The sequence below is a fragment of the Prevotella corporis DSM 18810 = JCM 8529 genome (assembly GCF_000430525.1).
GTDB lineage: Bacteria > Bacteroidota > Bacteroidia > Bacteroidales > Bacteroidaceae > Prevotella > Prevotella corporis.
Genome location: NZ_AUME01000002.1, coordinates 146,627 through 169,772 on the forward strand (window position 1 = coordinate 146,627; position 23,146 = coordinate 169,772).

Genomic DNA, 23,146 nt, shown 5'->3' on the forward strand with positions numbered 1-23,146 from the left:
TCTTTACAAAATTGTGGCGATTGGCGGAGCTGTTCTCATCTTTTTGGTCAATCGGGATAATATGATACAAAAATGAATTATCTTTGTAGCTCAATTCGAGAAATAAGTTGGTATGACTATTCGAAGTCTGATTCTTTTTGTTTTGACTTCTCTTGCTGTAGCCTGTCATTCCCAAACACTGCGGCCCAGCGGTGTGGACAGTGTGGCGACGGTGGCGGTTGACGACACACTGACTGTCGCCGATACGGTGCCAGTCGCTCATCGTACACCCCGACGTCCGTGGTTGGCGGCTGCCGAGGTGGTGGCGGCGAACCTTGGCATATTGGCTTTCGATCATTATGTGCTCGATGCAGAGTTTGCGAAAGTCACTTGGCGAACGGTGGGTCGCAATTTCTCGCCCTCGAAGTGGTATTGGGATAGCGACATCTTCCGCACTAACCTGATGCTGCATCCCTATCATGGCTCGATTTATTACAATGCCGCACGGAGCAATGGACTGAACTTCTACGAGTCGATACCATTTGCTGTCGGCGGTAGTCTGATGTGGGAGATTGCCGGTGAGATGGAACATCCGTCGATTAACGATTTTCTGGCAACGTCGGTCAGTGGCTTGGCGATAGGGGAGGTGACCCATCGTTTGGCAGAGCGAATCTACGACAACCGCTCACGGGGAGCTGAGCGTGTGGGTCGCGAAATTGTGGGTGCGTTGCTCAATCCGGCAGGTGGTTTTACACGGTTGGTGACTGGCAATACTTTCCGCTTGACGAATGACCCTTTAAACGATTTGGAAATCAAACAGTTACCGCTTGAGTTTTCGGTGCTTTTGGGAGGCCGTTTTCTGGGCACAAATCAGGGCGAGCAATCACATCGGTTAGGGGGCACGCTCAATTTCGATTTCACCTACGGTTCACCGGTTGAACCGACCAATTCCAAGCCCTACGATTTCTTCCGTGCTAACATAGGATTTGACTTGTCAGGAGGCGAATCAACAGTGGGCAATCTGAACATCATCGGGCAGATAAGGCAATGGATGCTCACCGAAACCGATGCCAACAGACTGTCGCTGGGCATTTATCAGCATTTCGACTATTATGCCACCGATTCCATTCACGGCAAAACGCCCTACAAGATATCAGAGGCGGCGAGTGTTGGGGCAGGTCTGGCATGGTGTCGGCAGAAGCACGACGTGCGGTTGTCCGAGGAGCTCTATGTGAATGGTGTGCTGCTGGGTGGCGCACTTTCCGATTATCGTGAGAATCGCTACAAGCGCGAGTACAGTGTGGGCAGCGGTTACAGCCTGAAGAGCATCACTGGGATTGACATAGCTTGGTGGCTACGTGTGCGTCTGTTAGCCGACATGAAGCATTTGTTCTCGTGGCACGGCTATGAGGACGAAGATCCCACAAAGGAATACATCGAATACAGCGTGATGGGCGACCGTGGGAGTGTGGTCAGCCTGCTTTTGCGTCCGTCTTTGGAACTTTTGCTCAACCGTCATTGGGGAATCGAGACCTCGGCCTTCTTTGTTTTCCGAGATTTCCATTACAAGTATCATCCCGATGTATCATCCACAGCCTATGACTATAGAGTGGGGGTGAAGTATAGGTTCTGATAGGACGGTATAGCCAATGGGCAAAGTAATGGTACAAAGTTAGCCAAACGACATTAATACCACTAAAAGATTAGGTTATCATTTGCTCATTCAGCCTTTATTTTGTATTTTTGCATTTCTACAAACAAGTAAGAAAGAATACCCAGTTATGGCAAAAAACGACAAGGGACTAACCCCAATGATGCGACAGTTCTTCTCAATGAAGGCGCAACATCCCGATGCTTTGATGCTCTTTCGCTGTGGCGACTTCTACGAGACTTACTGTGATGATGCCATAGAAGCCGCTAAGATACTCGGCATTACGCTGACTCGCCGAAACAACGGTGCGGCAGCGGGCGACGAGATGGCAGGTTTCCCACACCATGCTTTAGATACTTTCCTGCCGAAACTCATCAGGGCCGGAAAGAGGGTGGCCATTTGCGACCAACTGGAAGACCCGAAGAAGAAACGTGAGCAACTGAAGGGTAAGAAAGGGCTCACGGCCGAGGATAAGATGGTGCGTCGGGGCATTACCGAACTCGTAACACCGGGTGTGGCAATGGGCGACAGCGTGCTGAATTACAAGGAGAACAACTTTCTCGCAGCTGTGCATTTTGGTAAGGGATCGTGTGGTGTCAGCTTCCTTGACATCTCCACTGGTGAGTTCCTTACAGGTGAAGGAACGTTCGATTATGTGGAAAAACTTATCGGAAACTTCTCCCCAAAGGAGGTCCTTTATGACCGAGCGCGGAAGAATGACTTTGAAAAGCAGTTCGGAACACGCCTCTGTACCTTCGAAATGGACGACTGGGTGTTTACCGATCAGACGGCACGGCAGAAGCTTTTGAAGCATTTCGGCACGAAAAACCTCAAGGGCTTCGGTGTGGATCATCTCAATAACGGTGTCGTTGCAGCAGGAGCCATCATGCAATACTTAGAGGTGACGCAGCATACGAACATCAATCACATCACCTCATTGGCTCGAATAGAAGAGGAAAAGTATGTCAGGCTCGATCGTTTCACCATCCGCTCGCTGGAGTTGGTGGCGCCAATGCAAGACGACGGCTCATCGTTGCTCAACGTAATCGACCGCACTATCACACCAATGGGTGGACGAATGCTGCGTCGCTGGCTCGTTTTCCCTCTCAAAGAAGTGAAGCCTATCAACGAAAGGCTGGATGTTGTGGATTACTTCTTTCGTCAACCAGACTTCCGTAGGTGCCTCGACGACCAGTTGCACCGCATCGGCGATTTGGAAAGAATCATCTCCAAGGTAGCCGTTGGTCGTGTCTCGCCACGTGAGATGGTGCAGTTGAAGAATGCGTTGACGGCCATCAAACCCATGAAAGCTGCTTGTCTGAGTACGGATAATGAGGCATTGAAGCGTATTGGCGAACAATTGAATCTGTGTGAGTTGATTCGTGACAGAATCGAAGCTGAGATAAAGAACGATCCTCCGCAACTGGTGAACAAGGGAGGGGTTATCGCAAGTGGATTCAGCGCTGACCTCGATGACCTCCGTTCCATGCGAGACAATAGCAAACAGTATCTTCTTGAGATACAAGAGAAGGAGGCTGAGCAGACGGGAATTAACTCATTGAAGATTGGTTTCAACAATGTTTTCGGCTATTACCTTGAGGTTCGCAACACGTTCAAGGACAGAGTGCCCGAAGATTGGATAAGAAAGCAGACGCTGGCACAGGCTGAACGCTACATCACACCTGAGCTGAAGGAATACGAGGCTAAGATATTGGGGGCCGATGAGAAGATTATTATGTTGGAAACAAGACTCTTTGCGGAGCTCATACAGGACATGCAGGAGTATATTCCACAAATACAGATCAACGCAAACCTTATCGCCCATCTGGATTGCCTGTACTCTTTCGCAGCCGTTTCTGAGGAAAACAAGTATGTCAGACCAGTAGTTGACGAGTCGGAGGTGATTGATATCAAGCAAGGACGTCACCCAGTGATTGAAACGCAGTTGCCTTTGGGCGAGCAATATGTACCCAACGATGTACTGTTGGACAACGAACGCCAGCAGATTATGATGATAACGGGTCCGAATATGGCTGGTAAGTCCGCTCTATTGCGCCAAACTGCTCTGATCGTACTTCTGGCCCAAGTGGGTTGTTTCGTACCGGCAGAAGGCGCCAGGATAGGTCTGGTTGATAAGATATTCACCCGTGTGGGTGCGTCGGACAACATCTCGCTCGGCGAATCTACCTTTATGGTGGAGATGACAGAGGCTTCGAACATCCTCAACAATGTTACGCCGCGCTCATTGGTGCTCTTCGACGAGCTCGGACGTGGCACAAGCACTTACGACGGCATCAGTATCGCATGGGCGATTGTGGAGTATCTGCACGAACATCCTAAGGCAGCGGCCCGCACTCTCTTTGCCACGCACTACCACGAGCTGAATGAAATGGAGAAGAACTTCAACCGAATCAAGAACTACAACGTATCGGTTAAGGAGGTTGACGGAAAGATCATCTTCCTTCGCAAGCTCGAACGGGGTGGGAGCGAGCACTCGTTTGGTATCCATGTGGCAGATATCGCCGGCATGCCCCGATCTATCGTGAAGCGTGCCAATGTAGTCTTGCGGCAATTGGAGGAGGACAATGCGCAGGTGGGTGGCATGGGGAAGCCGTCGGCAGAGAAACTGGACCGCAGTAGGGAAGGGGTGCAACTGAGTTTCTTCCAATTAGACGACCCCGTGCTGATGCAAATCCGTGACGAGATATTAGGTCTTGACATCAACAACCTCACGCCAATGGAGGCGCTCAACAAGCTCAACGAGATTAAGAAGATAGTGAACCCCAATGCCTGACTCGGCAAAACCGGTATCGTGGCATACCTGTCGCCCGTTGGTCAGGCGCTGTTCGTCCTACAACAGGCAAGTTTTGGAATCACAGAAAAGAATAATGGCTGCTCATTTATTGGGCAGCCATTTTTTTATGATCTTACTTCCAGCTTTAAGCGGTCGGCCATCGCAGCCTGAAGCTGCAGCCGTCAGGCACCCAAAGGCACGTTTTTCCCCCTCGATCGCATCACCGACCACAAGCCGATGGCTATGAACGGGATACTGAGAATCTGTCCCATGTCGATGGGTAGGCCAGCTTCGAAAGCCACCTGCACTTCTTTCGTGTATTCGATGAAGAACCTGAAGGTGAAGATAAGTGTCAGACAAAGGCCGAAATAGAGACCTGTCCCCACCTTGGTGGGATGCTTCCGATAGATGAGCAGTATGATCCAGAAGAAGCAGAAGTAGGCAATGGCCTCATAAAGTTGCCCCGGATGGCGCGGATAGGTATCTACTTTATAGAAGATGAATGCCCAAGGAACGTCAGTTACCTTACCGATGATTTCTGAATTCATGAGGTTTCCGAGCCGGATGAACGTTGAAGCTATGGCCGAACAGATGCCCATGAAATCGAGCACTACCCAAGTGTTCATCTTTGACCGCTTGATGTAGAGATAAAGTCCGACCAACAGGCCGATGACACCCCCGTGAGAGGCCAGTCCTTGGAAACCTACGAACTTCCACGAGCCGTCGGAAAGGAACTTGATAGGTATGAAAATCTCAACGAAATGTTGCCATGAATCGAAGAATTCCTCAGGTTCGTAGAAAATACAATGTCCCAGTCGCGCTCCGATGAGTGCGCCGAGAAAGACGTAAAGGAACATAGGCTCGAACTTCTCATCGGGATATTTGTGCCGTTTGTAGAGCCATTGCATCAGAAAGAAGCCGAGTGACAGGCCAATGAGCCAGCACAGACCATACCAGCGAATGCCTGTGGAACCGATACGAACGAGATACTCGTCGGGTTGCCATGGGATATAAAGTAGTAATTTGTTCATAATGAAGCCTCAACCCCAGCCCTCTTCTCCAAAGAGCGAGCTGCATGCGGGGTACTTGTTTATATATCTTTGTTTATAACGATGTCTGAAAAAGCGAAAGCTGCCGTACGACTGGGAAGCCATCAGCCGGAAATCCCCTCAACGAAGGGGAGCGTCGGAATGAGGTTCTCTTATACGTTGAAGCGGAAGTGCATGATGTCGCCGTCCTGAACGACATACTCCTTGCCTTCGATACCTAATTTTCCAGCTTCACGGATGGCAGCTTCTGAGCCGTATTTGAGGTAATCCTCGTATTTGATAACTTCGGCACGGATGAAACCTTTCTCAAAGTCGGTGTGGATGACACCGGCGCATTGTGGTGCCTTCCATCCCTTTTGGAATGTCCATGCCTTCACTTCCATCTCGCCGGCAGTGATGAATGTCTGGAGGTTGAGCAGGTGGTAAGCCTTCTTGATGAGTCGATTGACACCGCTTTCCTCCAATCCGAGTTCGTCGAGGAAGAGCTTTTTGTCCTCGTAGCTCTCCAACGATGCGATATCCTCTTCGGTCTTGGCGGCAATAATCATTGCCTCAGCACCTTCCTCGGCAGCAATTTTCTCGATTTGTCGGCTGTATTCGTTGCCTTCTTTCGCGCTGTTCTCGTCCACATTGCAGACATAGAGCACCGGCTTGGTGGTCAGAAGGAACAGGTTGTGGGCAGCCAGTTGCTCCTCCTTACTCTCGAAACTGACGCTGCGGGCATTCTTTCCTTGCTCCAACACCTCCTTGAAAGCCTCCAGAACCGTGACCAAAACCTTTGCATCCTTGTTGCCAGTAGCGGCAATTTTCTGATTTTTCGCCAGTTGAGACTCTATCGTCTCAAGGTCTTTCAACTGCAATTCGGTGTCGATAATCTCCTTGTCCTCAATAGGATTGACGGCCGCTCCGCCCTCGCGCACAATGTTATCGTCCTCGAAGCAGCGAACCACATGGATGATAGCGTCGCACTCACGGATGTTCCCTAAGAACTTGTTGCCCAGTCCTTCGCCCTTGCTTGCGCCCTTGACGAGGCCCGCAATATCGACAATCTCGCACGTTGCGGGAACGATTCTGCCTGGATGGACAATCTCGGCGAGCTTGTTCAGACGCTCGTCGGGCACGGTAATGACGCCGAGATTGGGCTCAATCGTACAGAATGGAAAGTTGGCTGCCTGTGCTTTGGCACTGCTAAGACAGTTGAAAAGAGTAGATTTGCCCACGTTTGGCAGACCCACTATACCACATTTTAATGCCATATCTTAAATAAACGTTTATTTTCTTTGTGTGCAAAGGTAGGGAATAAAATCGAGAAATAAGCGTTTTTTTAAACGGGATTGTGTGCGATGATGGACGAATGCTCATTTCAGGTCTGGCAACGGCTCGTTATAGAGTGTTAGGCAATTATCGGCGCCATGTGCTGAGCGGCGTCATTGCCACGTTTTTGCTGATGAACGGCGCCTATCTCCGCCACAGTTTTTCGCCTGAAGGAAAGCAACTGCAGCTAATGCTGTGACCAGTGATTTTATCATTGCTTAGCTATCGCGTTGCGAAAGCTCACTTATCAGGCGGTAAAAGCTCACCTATCGCCACATGATAGCTGACCTTTCACAATGCATTCTATATGATGTTGATTAACAGATAGTTGCATATCTTCTAATTATTGCTTATTTTGAAGTAAGTTTTAGAACTTCCCATCTTTGTTGTTTCTACAACAGTGACATCATCTTATCTTGATTTCGTTATTATAAAATGTCGGGTAATTATATTTTAATGGAAAATAAAGGGCTGTAAAATGGATTGCAAATGCTCTGCCATTCTTCTTTAAAACGGAATATTAACTGCCGAATCGCATTGAAATCAATTTGTTTTTTGATTGAAACAGTGTAATTTACAGAAATTAATAGCTTTTGCTTTCTAATGAAATGTTTTTAAACGGCTCAATCTAAACCTATTCCGTCATCAGGGGCTGACGTACTATGATGTTGTCGATATTGATGAGTGCTCTTGCGGTCAGGCGGCCGATTAAGGTTTAGCACTTGAGAGATCATTAATGGAAGTTTGTTTGCAGTCAAACAATTTTATTTTTGTAATTTTGCCAACGACTTGATTTTTATGAAGGATGAAGCAATATCATGAAATAAACTTTGTGCGGTCGGTGCTGATACTGTTGGTGATTTTAGTACACATTGTGTACTTCGGAGAGTTGTATCCCACAGTCAAGGCGGGCATTTTGGGATTCATGATGCCTTCGTTTCTTGTCGTAACGGGCTATTTGGTGAACATCGAAAAGACGTTCAAGGAGTTTTCGCTTTATCTTTTCCGCATCTTCGTTCCCTATCTCATAATGGTGGTTGGCTTCTCAGTGCTTTCCGCCTTTCTGCCCGTACGCGACGGGATAGCGGAAATCACTGTTTCGGTGCTTTTAGAGAGGGTGTTCGTGTCGTCGATTGGCCCCTATTGGTTTCTCTATGTCATGATGGGATGTGGCATCTGCTACTATCTGAGCTTCAAAATTCTGCCGATAGGGAAGCACGTCGCCGTGCGGTTGATAGCGTTCGCTGGTCTTTTGTATCTCGCTTCCTTAGTGGTGCCACTCATGACGGTGAAGATTGTGATGTACTATTTTGCCGGTGCTGCCTTGCGACAGTTGAAACTGGAGTACAGTTCGGTCTTTTTCCCTACGGTTTTGGGCGGTTTTTGCCTCTTTGCGCTGCTCTTTCTTACCAATAACAGAGACTGGGGAAGCATCTTTGTCGTGCTGACCGTTATTTCGTTTCTGGCCTTTTCCAACTGGGTTCATCGTTTTCTCTCTCCCCGTCTCAGCGATTATGCCGACTGGATAGGCATGAACACGCTGCCTATCTATCTCTTCCATCCCATATTTACGATGGTTGGGAAGTTCTATCTCCCCTTCTTTGCATGGGATTCAACAGGCATTTGCTTCACCATTCTCACCCTCTTGCTTGCTGTTTGCGGTTCGCTCCTTATTGCATGGCTGTTGGACAAGACCAACTTGTCTAACGTCTTTGGTAGAAAAAAGTTCTTCAGGGCAGCACGATGAGTAGGGCGGTTGTGTGACATTGGTCCTAATGCGCTTCCAGCCAGTTCTTTCCCCATCCGGCATCTGCCACCAACGGCACGTTGAGAGGATAGGCGTTTTCCATCTCTTCTATGACAATGCGCTCCACTTGCTCACGTTCGTCGGGATAAACCGAGAAGTTGAGTTCGTCGTGGACTTGCAGAATCATCTTCGAACGGATGTTTTCGGCTTTGAAACGTTTCCAAATGCGAATCATTGCCACTTTGATGATGTCGGCTTCCGACCCTTGGATAGGGGCATTGATGGCATTCCGCTCGGCAAAACCTCTGACGGTGGCATTGCGGCTGTTGATATCGGCAAGATATCGCCGACGTTGGAAAAGCGTTTCGGCATATCCTTTCTCGCGGGCCATGCGCTTTGCTTTCTCCATGTATGCCTTTACTTTCGGGAAAGTCTTGAAATAATCCTCAATCAGCTGCTTTGCCTCGCCGTTGGGGATGTCCATTCGTTGCGCCAGACCATAGGTGGTGATGCCATAGATGATACCGAAATTGGCTTGCTTAGCCTTCTTTCGCTGTGCGTCGCTCACCTTTTCAATGTCCTCATGCCATATTTTGGCCGCTGTTGCCTTGTGAATGTCGAAGCCTTCGCGGAACGCTTCCATCATGTTCTCATCCTCAGAGAGATGCGCCATGATGCGCAACTCAATCTGACTGTAGTCTGCTGAGAAGAAAAGACATCCTGGTTCGGGGATGAAGCACTTGCGAATCTCTTTGCCATCGTCGGTTCTCACCGGAATATTCTGTAGGTTTGGGTCGCTCGACGACAGGCGTCCTGTGGCTGTCAATGCCTGATTGAACGATGTGTGGATATGCCCTGTCTGCTTCTTGATGAGCTTCGGAAGTGCATCGATATAGGTGCTGAGCAGCTTCTTTACCCCTCTGTAATTCAATATCTTCTCTACGATGGGGTGTTTGGCTTTCAAACTCACTAAGACTTCTTCGCTTGTGACATATTGTCCAGTCTTGGTCTTCTTGGGTTTCTCCATGATCTGCAACTTGCCGAAGAGGATATCACCCACCTGTTTTGGACTAGAGATGTTGAATTGCTCTCCTGCCAGCTCGTAAATATCGAGCTCGTAGCGCTTCATCCGTTCGGTGAAGATTCGTGATGTCTCCTCCAATGCATCCGTATCCAGACAAACTCCGTTGAGTTCCATGTCTGCCAAAACGGGAACGAGTGGCATTTCGATGTCCCAGAACAAATCTTCGGCATTCACTTCCTTGAGCTTCGGTTCGAGGACGTTCTTCAATTGCAGCGTGATGTCGGCATCTTCGCACGCATAGACATAGATGTCGTGGGGCGAAAGGTCACGCATGTTTTTCTGGTGCTTACCTTTTGGTCCTATTAGCTCATCAATGTGAACGGTTTTGTAGTGGAGTAGCGTCTCAGCCATGTAGTCCATGTTGTGATGAAGCTCAGGTTGGATGAGATAATGGGCAATCATCGTGTCGAACATCTTACCTTTCACATTCACTCCGTACTTGTTCAGCACCTCGTAGTCATACTTGATGTTTTGTCCTACCTTGATGATTTTTTCGTTTTCGTAGAGCGGTTTAAATATGTTTACAAATCTTAACGTTTCTTGACGGTCAGCAGGGATTGGCACATAAAAAGCCTTTTTTTCCTCCACCGCAAAGCTCAAACCGACCAATTCGGCATCAATCGGATCGGTAGAGGTCGTCTCTGTGTCTATACTTAGAATTTGTTTTGTCAAGAAAAAGTCACGAATCGTAATCGCTTCCTTCTCATTATCAATGAGTTTATAGTCGGTTGATACCGTTTTAAGGCTGTCAAATTTCGTCTTTTCTGGCATTTCCTGGTCTTTGTCTTGATTTACGGCAAATAAATCGAGCTGCGAATCGTCTTTTTTTTGCGTTTGTTGAGGTTCGTTAACAAACTTCTTGAGCAACGTTTTAAATTCCAATTCGGTGAAGATGGTGCGCAATTTCTCAATATCGGGCTGCTCTAACTTCAAGTCGTCCCATCTGATGTCAACCGGAACATCAAGTCGGATGGTTGCAAGGTACTTTGAGATTTTGATGTCATTGACAGCTGCCTCTACTTTTTCTCTGAGTTTGCCTTTTATCTCGTCGGTATGTTCAAGCATGTTCTCAATAGAGCCGAACTGGTTGATGAGTTTGGCAGCTGTCTTTTCTCCCACACCAGGGCATCCTGGGAAATTATCGGCGGAGTCGCCCATGAGTGCCAGCAGGTCGATGACCTGTTGCGGGGTGGCGATGCCATATTTATCCTGTATTTGTTTCTCACCGATTTGCTCGTATCCGCCACCATGCCGAGGCCGGTACATATATACATTCGGTCGGATCAGTTGTCCATAGTCTTTGTCGGGTGTGAGCATAAAAGTCTCTATTCCATCAACGCCAGCCCTTGTCGCAACAGTCCCTATAACATCGTCGGCCTCAAAGCCATCGACTTGTAGGATAGGGATGCGCATAGCCTCAAGTATCTGCTTGATAATGGGCACCGCCAGCTTGATGTCCTCTGGTGTTTCCTCGCGTTGCGCCTTGTATTGTGGGTATGCTTCGTGGCGGAAGGTGAGGCCGTGGTCGAACGCTACACCGATGTGAGTTGGTTGTTCCTTGGTCAACACCTCGTTGAGTGTGTTGCAGAACCCCATGATGGCCGATGTGTTCAGTCCTTTTGAGTTGACGCGTGGGTTGTTTATGAATGCGTAGTAGGAACGATAGACCAGTGCATAGGCATCTATGAGAAACAGTTTATCCATATTAAATCTAATTTTAGGGTAAAATTACTAAAAAAATGGCATATATACGGAGATTATTCAGTATTTTTGTAACAAAATATCAGTGTATGGATTATCTGTCGATTATTAAACAACCGATTATAAAGGAACTGGACGAGTTTGTTTCGCTCTTCAACCAATCTTTGACGCACGAGGAGGGATTGCTGGCCAGTGCTTTAAAACATATCCGAAATAGGGGAGGGAAGCGCATGCGTCCCATGCTGATATTACTCATTGCCAAGAACTTCGGTGATGTTACTTATGTGGCTCAACGTGCTGCGGTGGGATTGGAACTGCTCCATACAGCCAGCCTTGTCCATGACGACGTAGTGGATGAGAGTGGCGAACGGCGAGGGCAGGCATCGGTGAATGCCACCTATAACAACAAGGTGGCGGTGCTCGTGGGCGATTATATCTTGTCAACCGCACTCTTGAACGTATCGCTCACAAAATCGGAATCCATCGTTCGCGACCTGGCCAATCTCGGTCGCACACTCTCCAATGGCGAAATACTGCAATTGACGAACATATCGAATCAGGAAATATCAGAAGATGTTTACTATCAGGTGATTAAACAAAAGACCGCAGCACTCTTTGAGGCCTGTGCCGTGATAGGGGCGAAAGCCGGAAATGCCACTTCGGAGGCGGTGGAGGCAGCCCGTTTGTTTGGTCAGAACATAGGAATTATCTTCCAAATCCGCGATGATATATTCGATTATTACGACTCAAAGGAAATCGGTAAGCCAACGGGCAATGACATGGCGGAAGGAAAGCTGACGCTACCGGTGATTCATGCTTTGCAATCGGCTGGTAACCAGCCGATGATGAAGTTGGCTATGAAGGTGAAAGAGGGAACCGTTTCTGCCGATGAAATCGCCCATTTAGTCGCTTTTACGAAAGAAAACGGCGGTATTGAGTATGCTGAAAAGAAGATGTTGGAGTTTCACGATGCAGCCCTTTCGTTCGTTCATCAATATGTTAAGTGCGATGCAATACGCCAGTCGCTTATTGCCTATCTTGATTTTGTCATCCAGCGTAAGAGCTAAATATAAGCGATTGTTGTAAAAAAATTTTAGAAGCACAGACTTAAAGGTGATGTTTTGTTGTTCAAAAGGTCAGCTTTCGCAATGTAAAAGGTCATCTTTTGGCATGCAAAAGATGACCTTTTATAATGCAATCTATATCTGTTTGGTAATCAGTGATTTACAAATGATACTAAGATGGTTCTGTTTGTAAATATTTTTGCTTTACTTTGCTGTCTCGATAACCTTTAAGTTGGCATCCAACTTTGTCTCTTCTCCTTTGGAATCTATGATGGAGAAAAAGTTTTTGTAGCCCACAATGCGTTTCTCCGTCATACCATACAGTAGTTCATTCTTTAGGTTGATGATACCATACTTGCCATCTTTGTAAACAACCACTTTGTCCTTGCAGACGATCCAGAGTGGTCTTTGGTATATAATGGGAACGATTAGATTGTCGTTGTCATCAATAATACCGTATAAATCGTTTTGTTGCACGCAGAAATACGGTTTGGACCATATACTGATAATGTCCTGATATTTATATGGGAACATCATTTTCTTAGTGTCATTGTTAATCACTGTTACCTTACCGTCCTTCTTAATGGAGGTGTATGTGCCGTTACCGAAGAAATAATCGTAGGTATAATCGGTGATAAACTTCTTTTCAACGTAGTCGTAGAAATGTTTTCCCGATTCCGTTTCTACGCTGAAGTAATCCTCAATGTTTGTTGAGCGGATGTCTTTATACTCAAATGGGAGGATAATATGGTTGTTTATATCGATAATTCCGTACTTTTTTCCATTGCAGGCAATAAGCCAAGAAGTTTTACCATATCGATAGCCTAAGTATCTGTTTATAAGTTTTGTGTATTGGGGGGTAATGACCATTTCGCCCTTTTCGTTGAGTAAGCCGAATAAGGAGTCTTTCTTAAATACGAAATAGTCCTTAGTTTGTATTCCATTGACAGGCACTGAGAATGCATCTTTGATAGTCTTGCAGTCGTAAACCAAGTATTTATAGTTCAAAAGGAAGTCGGATGTATTTCCTTTTACAAGTTCTAATTTATAGGAGTCTCCTTTTATCTTGCTGTATATAAGCTTGGTAATGGGTATTCCATGCTCGTTGCAGATACCATATTTCCCATCTTTGCCAACTTTCAGACACCCATTGTTGCCAAACCAGAAGCCTTTTTCTATGATTTCATCGTATATAGGACTGAGAACCTTGGTACCATTGCTGTTGTAAACACCTTTTTTCCCGTTCTTTTCTACGCGGAACAAGTTATCGGTGATTTGTACAATGGCCTCGTATTTTATTGGAATGCAACGCTCCTTGCGTTCGTTGTACAAGCCTTGTTTGCCCTTCTTCCATACATAATACCATCTGTTTTTCCTTAGTTTGATACTGTCGGCATTGCTGATAACCTTTTTATTCGGATATTTCCATAGAATATATTTCCCGTTTGGTGCCTCGCTTATAGTCCTTTCAACGAGATCAATATGGTATATAGGCTTTCTGTTTTGTGCGAAAAGGTGGTTTGACACGGTAGGTATTAATAAAGCGAGTAGCAGTAAGTGTCTTTTCATTGTGGCTATGACCATATTTTGTGTTTGGAATGTTAAAATTCAGATGGAAAATAAATACCCCTCCGCCGGAAAGGAGGAGGAGTATTTCCTATCAGTTTAGAAGAAATTGATTTCCTTGCCTTCGATTTCGCTCAACAAGAGGTTGGTGAGACGGCTTGTACCGAGGCGGAACCAATAGTTGTCGAGCCATTTCTCGCCCAAAATTTCCTTATAGATGGTGTAGAAAATAACAGCGTCCATTACGGTGTTGATGCCACCTGCAGGCTTCAAACCAACTTGAATACCAGTCTTTTCGTAAAATTCCTTGATGGCAAGGCACATTACATATACCGACTCTGGTGTAGCGCTGATCTTCTCCTTGCCCGTGCTTGTCTTGATATAGTTGGCACCAGCAAACATGGAGAGTAGGGCAGCGGTCTTGATGTTCTTGGCATTCTTCAAGTCGCCGGTTTCGAGAATGACCTTCATTGGAATGTCGCCACAAGTCTGTTTCAGCTCGCTGATGGTGTCGCAGACATCCTCATAGTCGCCAGAGAGGAACTTGCCCACTGGGAGCACAATGTCAATCTGTGTCGCTCCGTCCTTTACGGCCAGTGCTGTCTCGATGGTCTTGACCTCAAGCAGCGCCTGCGATGATGGGAAGCAGCCTGTCACGTTGGTGATGTCAACGCCATCTACCTCAAGACTGTCGGCGATGAACTTGGTGAAGCAAGGATAGGCACACACGGCACCTACGTGAGGCAAGTTGGGATATTCGCTGGCAAACTTGTTTACCTTCTCAACCATGGCCAGAATCTCCTCTTCGGTGTCAGTAGTGCGGAGCGAGGTCAGCTCTACGCTGCCCAACAGGAATTTCTTCACTTCTTTGTTGTCATTTTCTGGTACTTTCTCGCTGATGATTTTCTTAACGGCTGCTTTCACTTCCTCGTCGGTGATATCGAGGTTGTAGTTTTTCAGCATTTCATCGTACTTGCTTACGCTTACAATCTTTTGTTCGTTTGATTCCATAATCTATTTATTATTAATTAAACAATTAGTTCCTGCTCTGTCTTTGGCCACTGATGAGGCCCTTGTCGTACAGTTTCTTGATGAGATAAACACTGATAATCACACCTATTGTTGCGGCAATGACCGAGCCCTCGGCCCCAAACTCACCGCCGGTGATGTAGTTGTTGCCTTCGATGACTGGGGTGAGGATGCTATCTCCTATGTTATTGCCCGACACAGCAAAGCCATAGATGTTGCCCTGCATGTAGTTCCATATCCAATGGATTCCGATTGGCACCCAGAGACTACCTGTATATTTGTAGATGGCTCCGAAAAAGAAGCCTATTTCGAGAACGATGGCCGTTGCTGACCACCATGTAGTATGGTCGTTGGTGAGGTGGATGAAGCCGAAGGTGATGGCTGAGACGGCTGTTGCTAGCCAAAAGCCGTATTTCTCGTCGAGCATACGGAAAAGAAATCCGCGGAAAGTGATTTCCTCGCAGGCGGCAACGCTCAGAAAGAAGGCAAAGCCTTGCAGCTGGGAAATCAGGTCGAAGCGGACGTTGGCTATCCGGTAGGCACCCAGTAGCGCCATGATTAGGACGACAGAGCTGAAGAAGCCGAATCCTATGGCAAAGCCCTTGAGGATCATGGATGGCATATTGCTCCATTTAAGCTCGTCTGCGCTTCGTTTTTCCACCTTCCATACCCATATTTTGTAGAGCTGTAAAACGGCGATTGAGAGCAAACTGCAACCTATTATGATGACCGTTGGCGATGTACTTAGCTCGAATGGTACCTCGGCAACGCCTCCTAAGATGATGAAGAGTGCGAATCCGAGTACCAGTTTTGTAATCCAGCGAAGATTGTCGATAACCGTCTTTTTGTTCATTCTGTTTTTTTATTGTGATTATCAGTTGTGAAAATGAAGTATAACGCTTAAGAGTTAGTGGGCTTTTCCTTTAGTTTCTCGTTGTTTTTATGCCTTTCCCTGTCGCGGATAGTCTTTTTTTTAAAGCTCTTTTGAAGTTCATCGGTAAGATTTACACCCGTTTGGTTGGCCAGACAGGTGAGCACCCATAGAATGTCAGCCATCTCTTCGCCTATGTTGGGTCGCTCGCCGGGCTTGAAACTCTGGTCGCCATAAGTGCGAGCCATCACCCTAGCCAGCTCGCCCACTTCCTCAGTGAGGCACGCCATATTAGTCAACTCACTGAAATAGCGCACACCGTATTCGTGAATCCATTGATCTACTTGCTTTTGCAATTCATCTATCGTCATTGTCTTGTGCGTATGTTGCTCCTTAATTGGTGAAGGTATTTAATCCAAATGCGTAAATCAGGATAAACAAACAAATAATTATCAAAGCGAGGAGGTCGATGATTTTTGTAAATTTCGACATCATACCCCAGTATAACCATAGGTGGGCGGTGAGGGCTAAGGTGCCAACTCCGACGAAGATGGCTGCCAAGGGAATCGCAGTTTCGCCTATATTCTCGCTGAAATGGGTGAGGAGAGAGGCGGAAATGGCAGTAATCAGAGTAATTATTCGGAGACTATCCTCATTGTCTTTGGTTCTGATTTTCATCTACTTATCGGGCTTATCCATTGCTGAATGTTGTTTCTTTATTCTGTATTTTATGTCAGATGTGAGCGTCATTACTCCTTGTTTCTCGTGTCCATGCAGATGGTTACCGGACCATCGTTGAGCAATTCCACCTTCATGTCAGCCCCAAACTCGCCCGTTCCCACAGGTTTGCCCATCGCCTTGCTCAGTTCCTCGCAGAAATGGTTGTAGAGTGGGATGGCGATTTCATGTTTGGCGGCGTGGATATAGCTGGGACGATTGCCCTTTTTGTAGCTCGCCATGAGTGTAAACTGCGACACAACGAGTGCGTCACCTCCTGTTTCCATGATATTCCGGTTCATAACCCCGTTCTCATCGTCGAATATACGTAGTCCGATGACTTTTCTCACGAGCCAGTCTATATCCTCGTTGCTGTCGTCATCGCCGATACCTAAAAGGATGAGAAATCCTTGTTGGATGGCAGATTTCACATTGCCTTCGATCGTAACGGAGGCATTTTTTACGCGTTGGATTACTATTCTCATAGCGCAAATATAATCATTTTATTTTGATTGCTCCCCAGAGAGGTGGAAATAATTGTGTATTAATGTAGCTTTTTGTGGTCCAATAACTCCAGTAAGTTCTTGAATGTCAGCGCTTTTTATCCTTTTTACGGTCTTAAAGTTCTTCAATAGTAGCTCCTTTGATTTCTCACCGATTCCTTTTATCTCATCTAACTCGCTGTGTAGCTGATGCTTGGAGCGTTTGTTGCGGTGGAATGTAATAGCGAACCGATGCACTTCGTCTTGTATTTGTGTCAGAATTTTGAAGAGTTCGGAGTTTGTTGGCAGTCCTATTGTTTGTGGGGGAAAGCCAAAGAGCAGTTCGTTTGTGCGGTGTCGGTTGTCCTTGGCAAGGCCAGCGATTGGGATTTGTAGTTGCAACTCGTCCTCAACGACCTCTCTGACCACCTCCATCTGGCCTTTTCCGCCATCGGTGATGATGAGGTCGGGTAGGGGTTCCTTAGCTTCTATTATGCGACTGTATCGCCTTCTCACAACTTCTTGCATGGAAGCATAGTCGTCTGGTCCGGCAACGGTTCTGATATTGTATTTCCGATAGTCCTTTTTCGAGGGTTTCATCCCCTTATATACGACGCAGCCGGCTACGGCATCAGTTCCCGAAATGTTGGAATTGTCGAAACATTCAATATGATAAGGCAACTTCGGCAGTTTGAGTTTCTCCTGTAATTCCTTCATTAATCGAGTCTGTTTCTGCTCCGGATTCAACTTTTCAGCTCTTTTAAGGCGGTCGAATTTGTACTGTTTGGCATTCATCTCCGACAGCTCCAGCAAGTGTTTCTTGTCCCCTCGTTGTGGGATAAAGAACTCAGCGTCTTTGATTCGGAAATCCATTTCAAAGGGAACAATAATCTCTTTTGCTGTGCTCTTGAATCGCTTGCGAATGTCAAGGATAGCCTCGTTGAGCAGCTCGGTGTCTGTTTCGTCCAATTTACGTCGGTATTCGAAGGTAAAGCTCTGATTAATAGCACCGTTAGTCACATGAATATAGTTGATAAAAGCGTTCTTCTTATCGTCATTTACGATAGAGAATACATCAACATCTGATATGGAATAGCTTACGATTTCGCTTTTAGCGGCAAAGTTTTCGAGTGCTATAAACTGTTGTTTGTAGGCCTCCGCCTCTTCGAATCGAAGCTCCTCGGCGCATTTCTCCATCTTCTGGCGTAACAAGCGTTGAACGTCACGGGTGTTACCCTTGAGAATCTGTCGGGCAAGGTCGATGTTTTGCTGATAATCCTCGTACCCTTGCTTCCCAATACATGGTGCACCGCAGTTCCCAAGGTGATATTCCAAACAAGGTTTGTACTTCTTCCGCTCAATCCCCTCTTTGGTAATTGGCATCAAACATGTACGAGGCTTATATATTTTTTTGATGATATCGAGAATGGCATACATGCTCCCGATATGGCTATACGGACCATAATAGGTGCCATATCGCTTGTTTATGGTTCGAGTCTTGAAGATACGCGGCAAGTATTCGTTGGTTACACAGATGCTGGGATAGGTCTTGCCGTCTTTCAGTAAAACATTGTACCTCGGTTGATATTGTTTGATGAGCTGATTCTCGATCAACAATGCGTCTTCCTCCGACTTTACGACTGTGTAAGTTATGTCATGAATCTTCGAAACCAGCACTTTCGTCTTGAACCGGTCAACTTCCTTGTGGAAATAGGAAGATACCCTGTTCTTTAAGTTCTTCGCCTTGCCGACATAGATAATCGTATGTTGGTCGTCATAGTACTGATACGTGCCTGGTAGTTCAGGCAAGTTCAATGCTATGTTCTTCAAACGTTCCAAACGTTTCAGGTTTTCTTCCTTTGTCATGTTGTAACTAACTTATGTAAAGCGGTTAAACGCTTGCTTGTTCCACGTGGAACAAAGCGTGGCCGATTTGGATTCACTTTGTCGTGGGCAAGCTAATGGGATTAGTGCGATAGTCAAATGACATCCAAAGGTTGCGGGATTAGTGCTTGTTCACTGAAGCAATAATCAGATGAATGTCAGAATTTGAGAAGCGATGTTATCTCAATGTCCTTGTCAAAGCAATCTCTACTGTTAGGAAACTCCTCATGCAGTTCGATGATAAAGTTGCAATACACTCTCTTAGGATTGAACTTTTTGACAAGATCGCATGCGGCTTTCATCGTTCCTCCTGTAGCCAATAGGTCGTCGTGCAGAAGAATCACATCGTTTTCGTTGATGGCATCCTTGTGGATTTCTATTGTATCGATACCGTATTCCTTAGCATAGCTCTCTTGAACGGTCTCGCAAGGTAGCTTGCCGGGCTTGCGACAGAGGACGATACCTGCCCCAAGTCTGAGCGCAAGAGCAGAAGACATCACGAATCCCCGACTTTCGATGCCCACAATCTTAGTGATTCCTTTGTCTTTATAGATGTCGTACATCTCGTCGGTTATCTCTCTCAAGGCCTCTGGTGATTTAAAGAGGGTTGTGACATCACGAAAATTAACTCCTTTGATAGGCCAATCTGGAATACATCTCAGATTATCAAGTAATATTTTACTGTTCATTTTCAGTTAGTTGTATGATTGTTTTCTTTTATTTGTTTCACGTGAAACTATATATTCCCTATCTTCCCATCAGCACGAGCAGAACATTTATGTCGCTTGGACTGACCCCTGGAATGCGGCTTGCTTGGGCTAATGTCTCAGGTTGTATGCGTTCCAATTTCTGTCGGCATTCGGTTGACAGGTCATGAATCTTGTTATAGTCGAAGTGACCTTTTATTTTGATGTCCTCCAGACGATGCATTTTCTCTGCGAAGGTTCGCTCCCGCTCGATGTAACCTTTATATTTCATCTTTATTTCGGCAGCTTCGGAAATTTCGTGCTTTCGGTTTTTCGACGCTTCCAATATTTCTTTGAGCTTTGGAATCTGCTTTGCCAATTCTTCAATGCTAATTCCTGGACGCGCAATCAGATCAACAACCTTAACAGTTGAGTGGAGTGGGGAGCTGCCGATGCTTTCCAAATAGCCGTTGATATCGTTTGGTTTGACAGCATTTTTCTCACAAAAGCCGATGATTCTGGCGATATTTTCTTTCTTTTCTACCCACCAGTCATATCTCTCTCTTGTTGCAATTCCTAATTCATAGGCCTTCTCCGTGAGTCTGGCATCAGCATCATCCTGTCGCAAAAGTATTCGGTATTCTGCCCTTGATGTGAACATTCGATAGGGTTCATCGACACCTTTAGTGGTCAAATCGTCGATGAGTACGCCGATATAGCTCTCGTCTCGTTTCATGATAAACGGGTCTTTGCCTGAGCATAGGTGGGCTGCATTGATGCCGGCCACCAATCCTTGTCCACCAGCTTCCTCATATCCTGTTGTTCCATTCACCTGTCCTGCGAAGAATAATCCTTCAATAATCTTCGATTCCAACGAAGGTTTCAGTTGCGTTGGGTCGAAGTAATCGTACTCAATGGCATATCCTGGCCGATAGATTTTCGCATCTCTCAACGCTGGTATCTTGTGTATGGCCTCCAGTTGGATTTCCCATGGCATACTTGATGAAAACCCGTTCAGGTACATTTCGTTTGTGTCGGTACCCTCAGGTTCGAGGAAAAGCGGGTGAGTAGGTTTGTCGGGGAATATGACGAGCTTTGTTTCGATAGACGGACAGTAGCGTGGTCCTGTGCTTTGAATTTGTCCGTTGAAGAGCGGAGAGTCTGCAATTCCCGACCTTAGAATCTCGTGTGATTCCTCGTTGGTGGAGCAAGTCCAACACGGCAGTTGAGGCAACTTCCTCACTTTATTAAGATAAGAGAAGTGGTGATAGTCGTTTTCGCCCGGCTGTTCTTCCATTTCGTCGAAGTGAACCGACCGTTTGTCTATGCGTACCGGTGTACCCGTTTTCATTCGCAAACTCCTTATCCCCCAACGTGTTATACTTTCCGTAAAGTTATGTACGGCCAACTCGGCGCATCGTCCACCCTCCACCTGCCGGTGTCCGATGTGCATCAGTCCGTTTAGGAACGTTCCAGCTGACACTATCACTGCTTTGGCAAATATTTCAATACCCCATATTGTCCTGATACCCATCACTTTATTATCCTTTACAAGCAATTCGTCGGCTTGGTCTTGAATAATGTCGAGGTTGTCGGTATGGTCAAGTGTTCTTTTCCATTCCGAAATGAATTTCTCGCGGTCGCATTGAGCTCTCGGACTCCACACTGCTGGTCCTTTAGAGCGGTTAAGCATGCGGAATTGGATGGCAGTTGCGTCAGTGATAAGTCCCATATAACCTCCGAGTGCATCTATTTCCCTGACTATTTGGCCTTTGGCAATTCCCCCAATGGCAGGATTGCAGCTCATTTGCGCAATCTTGTTCATGTCCATTGTAACCAAACATGTCTTTGCACCCATGTTTGCTGCCGCCGTTGCTGCTTCGCAACCTGCGTGTCCGCCACCTATTACAAGTATATCATACCTGAAATTCATCTTTTTGCCTTATTTTTTTTGCAAAAGTAAGCAATTTAATTGAAAGTATCCGTAAATATTTCTTATTATTAGACTTGATGACCTCTGTATAATAATGTGAGCCATCGGCTTATAACCATTCAACAGATGATTTTACACATCTTTTCGATTAGCGGGTGGGAGAAGGTGAGTGACGGGCATTAATGTTGAATATACAGTATCTTTGAAAAGAGTTTTGATCTCCTTTGACATCCTTTTATTTTACAAAATTCAATTTTTCTGTTTCATTTTTAATAGACAGATATATAGCGACTTATAAAACTATCCTAAAAAGCTGACCTTTTGTGATGTCATAGCTGACCTTTTGTGACGTCATAGCTGACCTTTTGCACTGTCATAGCTGAGTCTTTATCCGCTGTTTTTGAAATTATTTTACAATCTACGGCCAAATCCGATTAAAATAGTGATAATTCCCTGTAAGTGCAACGACTATTGACGAGAGAATGAAAGTCAAGACATGCATGAATGATCAGTACTCTGGACTGATAATTTCAATCCTTTCCCGCTGGCTAACATCTTGTAAGTGAATCTTTGAATATTGTATATATTTGTTCCGCTTTATCATCATCCTTTTGATTCTTTGTAAGTGCCGTGGTTTAGCCACTTTACTGATAGTTTTACATTTCTTGTTTAGAAATTGTCAATATAGTGTGTTTAGCGTGTCATGAAGCCTTGCTTTTTAGTCAAAAAACTTTGTTTTATCATTAAAATGTAGTATTTTTGCAGCACAGAAAGACCCTATGAATACCAATACGTGGGTATTATTCGTTTAAAAATAGTTAAAACACCTATTTGCGAAAGCTTCATGTATTATCGAGGAAATTAATTCTAACAGTTTAAATATTTAAAATCAAAACATTTATGTGGTTAATCAATTCATCCATCGGTAGAAAGGTTGTGATGTCCGTAACCGGCATTGCTCTTATTCTATTCCTGACATTCCACATGTCGATGAATGTTGTTGCGTTGTTCTCAGGCGAGGCTTACAACATGATTTGTGAGTTCCTGGGTGCCAATTGGTATGCAGTCGTTGCTACAATTGGACTTGGAGCATTGACAGTGTGTCATATTGTTTACGCGTTTATTCTGACAGCGCAGAACCGTCGTGCACGTGGTAACGAGCGTTATGAAGTTTCCGCTTCACAACCAATGGTAGAGTGGGCTTCAAAGAACATGTTGGTGCTGGGTATCATTATCCTTTTGGGTCTGGTACTCCACTTCTTCAACTTCTGGTACAACATGATGTTTGCTGAACTCTTCCATGTTGCCGATCCATTGGGCGACCCTACTAACGGTTTCGGTTACATCAAGGAGACATTTGCCAATCCAGTATTCGTCGTTCTCTATGTCATTTGGCTTGTTGCCATCTGGTTCCATCTCTCACATGGTTTCTGGAGCGCCATGCAGACCATTGGTATCAATGGCAAGGTGTGGTTCAACCGCTGGAGAATCATAGGTTTGGTTTACACAACCCTTCTCATGCTCGGCTTCTTGGTTGTTGTTCTTGCATTCGCATTTGGCTGCGCACCAAGTCTTTGCTGTGTTGCTTAATTCAT

General features: G+C 45.9%; 17 protein-coding genes. 5 read left to right on the plus strand and 12 right to left on the minus strand.

From position 1 onward, the window contains the following. The first annotated feature begins 112 nt into the window (after positions 1 to 112). Positions 113 to 1,612: a DUF3943 domain-containing protein gene (locus H515_RS0101530; RefSeq protein WP_025875954.1), complete on the plus strand. Its 1,500-nt coding sequence runs from the start codon at positions 113 to 115 to the stop codon at positions 1,610 to 1,612. Positions 1,613 to 1,760: 148 nt separating this feature from the next. Beyond that, entirely contained in the window at positions 1,761 to 4,424 is a 2,664-nt protein-coding gene (gene mutS / locus H515_RS0101535; protein WP_028901483.1) for a DNA mismatch repair protein MutS, read from the plus strand. A gap of 182 nt (positions 4,425 to 4,606) precedes the next feature. On the opposite strand, the gene lgt is transcribed toward mutS, so the two are convergent. Next, on the minus strand, positions 4,607 to 5,455 hold the full coding sequence (gene lgt, locus H515_RS0101540; protein WP_025875952.1) for a prolipoprotein diacylglyceryl transferase: 849 nt from the start codon (positions 5,453 to 5,455) through the stop codon (positions 4,607 to 4,609). 170 nt (positions 5,456 to 5,625) lie between these two features. Continuing rightward, positions 5,626 to 6,729 (minus strand): redox-regulated ATPase YchF, encoded by a 1,104-nt coding sequence (gene ychF, locus H515_RS0101545; protein WP_025875950.1) that lies wholly within the window; start codon positions 6,727 to 6,729, stop codon positions 5,626 to 5,628. An 863-nt stretch (positions 6,730 to 7,592) separates the two neighbouring features. On the opposite strand from ychF, the gene H515_RS0101555 reads away from it, so the two are divergent. Continuing rightward, positions 7,593 to 8,534, plus strand: coding sequence for an acyltransferase family protein (locus tag H515_RS0101555; protein WP_025875948.1), 942 nt, complete (start codon positions 7,593 to 7,595; stop codon positions 8,532 to 8,534). Positions 8,535 to 8,559: 25 nt separating this feature from the next. Here H515_RS0101555 and polA read toward each other — a convergent pair whose 3' ends face one another. Next, positions 8,560 to 11,322: a DNA polymerase I gene (gene polA, locus H515_RS0101560; RefSeq protein ID WP_028901484.1), complete on the minus strand. Its 2,763-nt coding sequence runs from the start codon at positions 11,320 to 11,322 to the stop codon at positions 8,560 to 8,562. Between the two features lie 86 nt (positions 11,323 to 11,408). Between polA and H515_RS0101565 the strand changes: the two genes are divergently transcribed. After that, the gene (locus H515_RS0101565; RefSeq protein ID WP_025875946.1) at positions 11,409 to 12,386 is read left to right on the plus strand and encodes a polyprenyl synthetase family protein; all 978 of its coding nucleotides are present in this window, start codon (positions 11,409 to 11,411) and stop codon (positions 12,384 to 12,386) included. Positions 12,387 to 12,587: 201 nt separating this feature from the next. Here the strand turns inward: H515_RS0101565 and H515_RS0101570 are convergent, their stop codons facing one another. From H515_RS0101570 to mnmG, 9 genes are all read right to left on the minus strand, one after another. Continuing rightward, entirely contained in the window at positions 12,588 to 13,952 is a 1,365-nt protein-coding gene (locus H515_RS0101570) for a WG repeat-containing protein (RefSeq protein ID WP_161625394.1), read from the minus strand. A gap of 96 nt (positions 13,953 to 14,048) precedes the next feature. Beyond that, on the minus strand, positions 14,049 to 14,960 hold the full coding sequence (gene deoC, locus H515_RS0101580) for a deoxyribose-phosphate aldolase (RefSeq protein ID WP_036891423.1): 912 nt from the start codon (positions 14,958 to 14,960) through the stop codon (positions 14,049 to 14,051). A gap of 25 nt (positions 14,961 to 14,985) precedes the next feature. Continuing rightward, on the minus strand, positions 14,986 to 15,831 hold the full coding sequence (locus tag H515_RS0101585; protein ID WP_025875942.1) for a type II CAAX endopeptidase family protein: 846 nt from the start codon (positions 15,829 to 15,831) through the stop codon (positions 14,986 to 14,988). Between the two features lie 47 nt (positions 15,832 to 15,878). Continuing rightward, positions 15,879 to 16,220, minus strand: a complete 342-nt coding sequence (locus H515_RS0101590) for a nucleotide pyrophosphohydrolase (protein ID WP_025875940.1) — start codon at positions 16,218 to 16,220, stop codon at positions 15,879 to 15,881. A 22-nt stretch (positions 16,221 to 16,242) separates the two neighbouring features. After that, positions 16,243 to 16,527: a hypothetical protein gene (locus H515_RS0101595; protein WP_025875938.1), complete on the minus strand. Its 285-nt coding sequence runs from the start codon at positions 16,525 to 16,527 to the stop codon at positions 16,243 to 16,245. A gap of 71 nt (positions 16,528 to 16,598) precedes the next feature. Beyond that, on the minus strand, positions 16,599 to 17,051 hold the full coding sequence (gene dtd, locus H515_RS0101600) for a D-aminoacyl-tRNA deacylase (protein WP_025875936.1): 453 nt from the start codon (positions 17,049 to 17,051) through the stop codon (positions 16,599 to 16,601). Between the two features lie 18 nt (positions 17,052 to 17,069). Then, complete coding sequence (uvrC, locus tag H515_RS0101605; RefSeq protein WP_025875934.1) at positions 17,070 to 18,914, minus strand: excinuclease ABC subunit UvrC; 1,845 nt, start codon at positions 18,912 to 18,914, stop codon at positions 17,070 to 17,072. Between the two features lie 176 nt (positions 18,915 to 19,090). Beyond that, entirely contained in the window at positions 19,091 to 19,621 is a 531-nt protein-coding gene (locus H515_RS0101610; RefSeq protein WP_025875932.1) for an adenine phosphoribosyltransferase, read from the minus strand. Positions 19,622 to 19,679: 58 nt separating this feature from the next. After that, positions 19,680 to 21,551: a tRNA uridine-5-carboxymethylaminomethyl(34) synthesis enzyme MnmG gene (gene mnmG, locus H515_RS0101615; RefSeq protein ID WP_028901486.1), complete on the minus strand. Its 1,872-nt coding sequence runs from the start codon at positions 21,549 to 21,551 to the stop codon at positions 19,680 to 19,682. Positions 21,552 to 22,451: 900 nt separating this feature from the next. Here mnmG and H515_RS0101620 point away from each other — a divergent pair. Continuing rightward, entirely contained in the window at positions 22,452 to 23,141 is a 690-nt protein-coding gene (locus H515_RS0101620) for a fumarate reductase (RefSeq protein WP_025875930.1), read from the plus strand. The last annotated feature ends 5 nt before the right edge of the window (positions 23,142 to 23,146 follow it).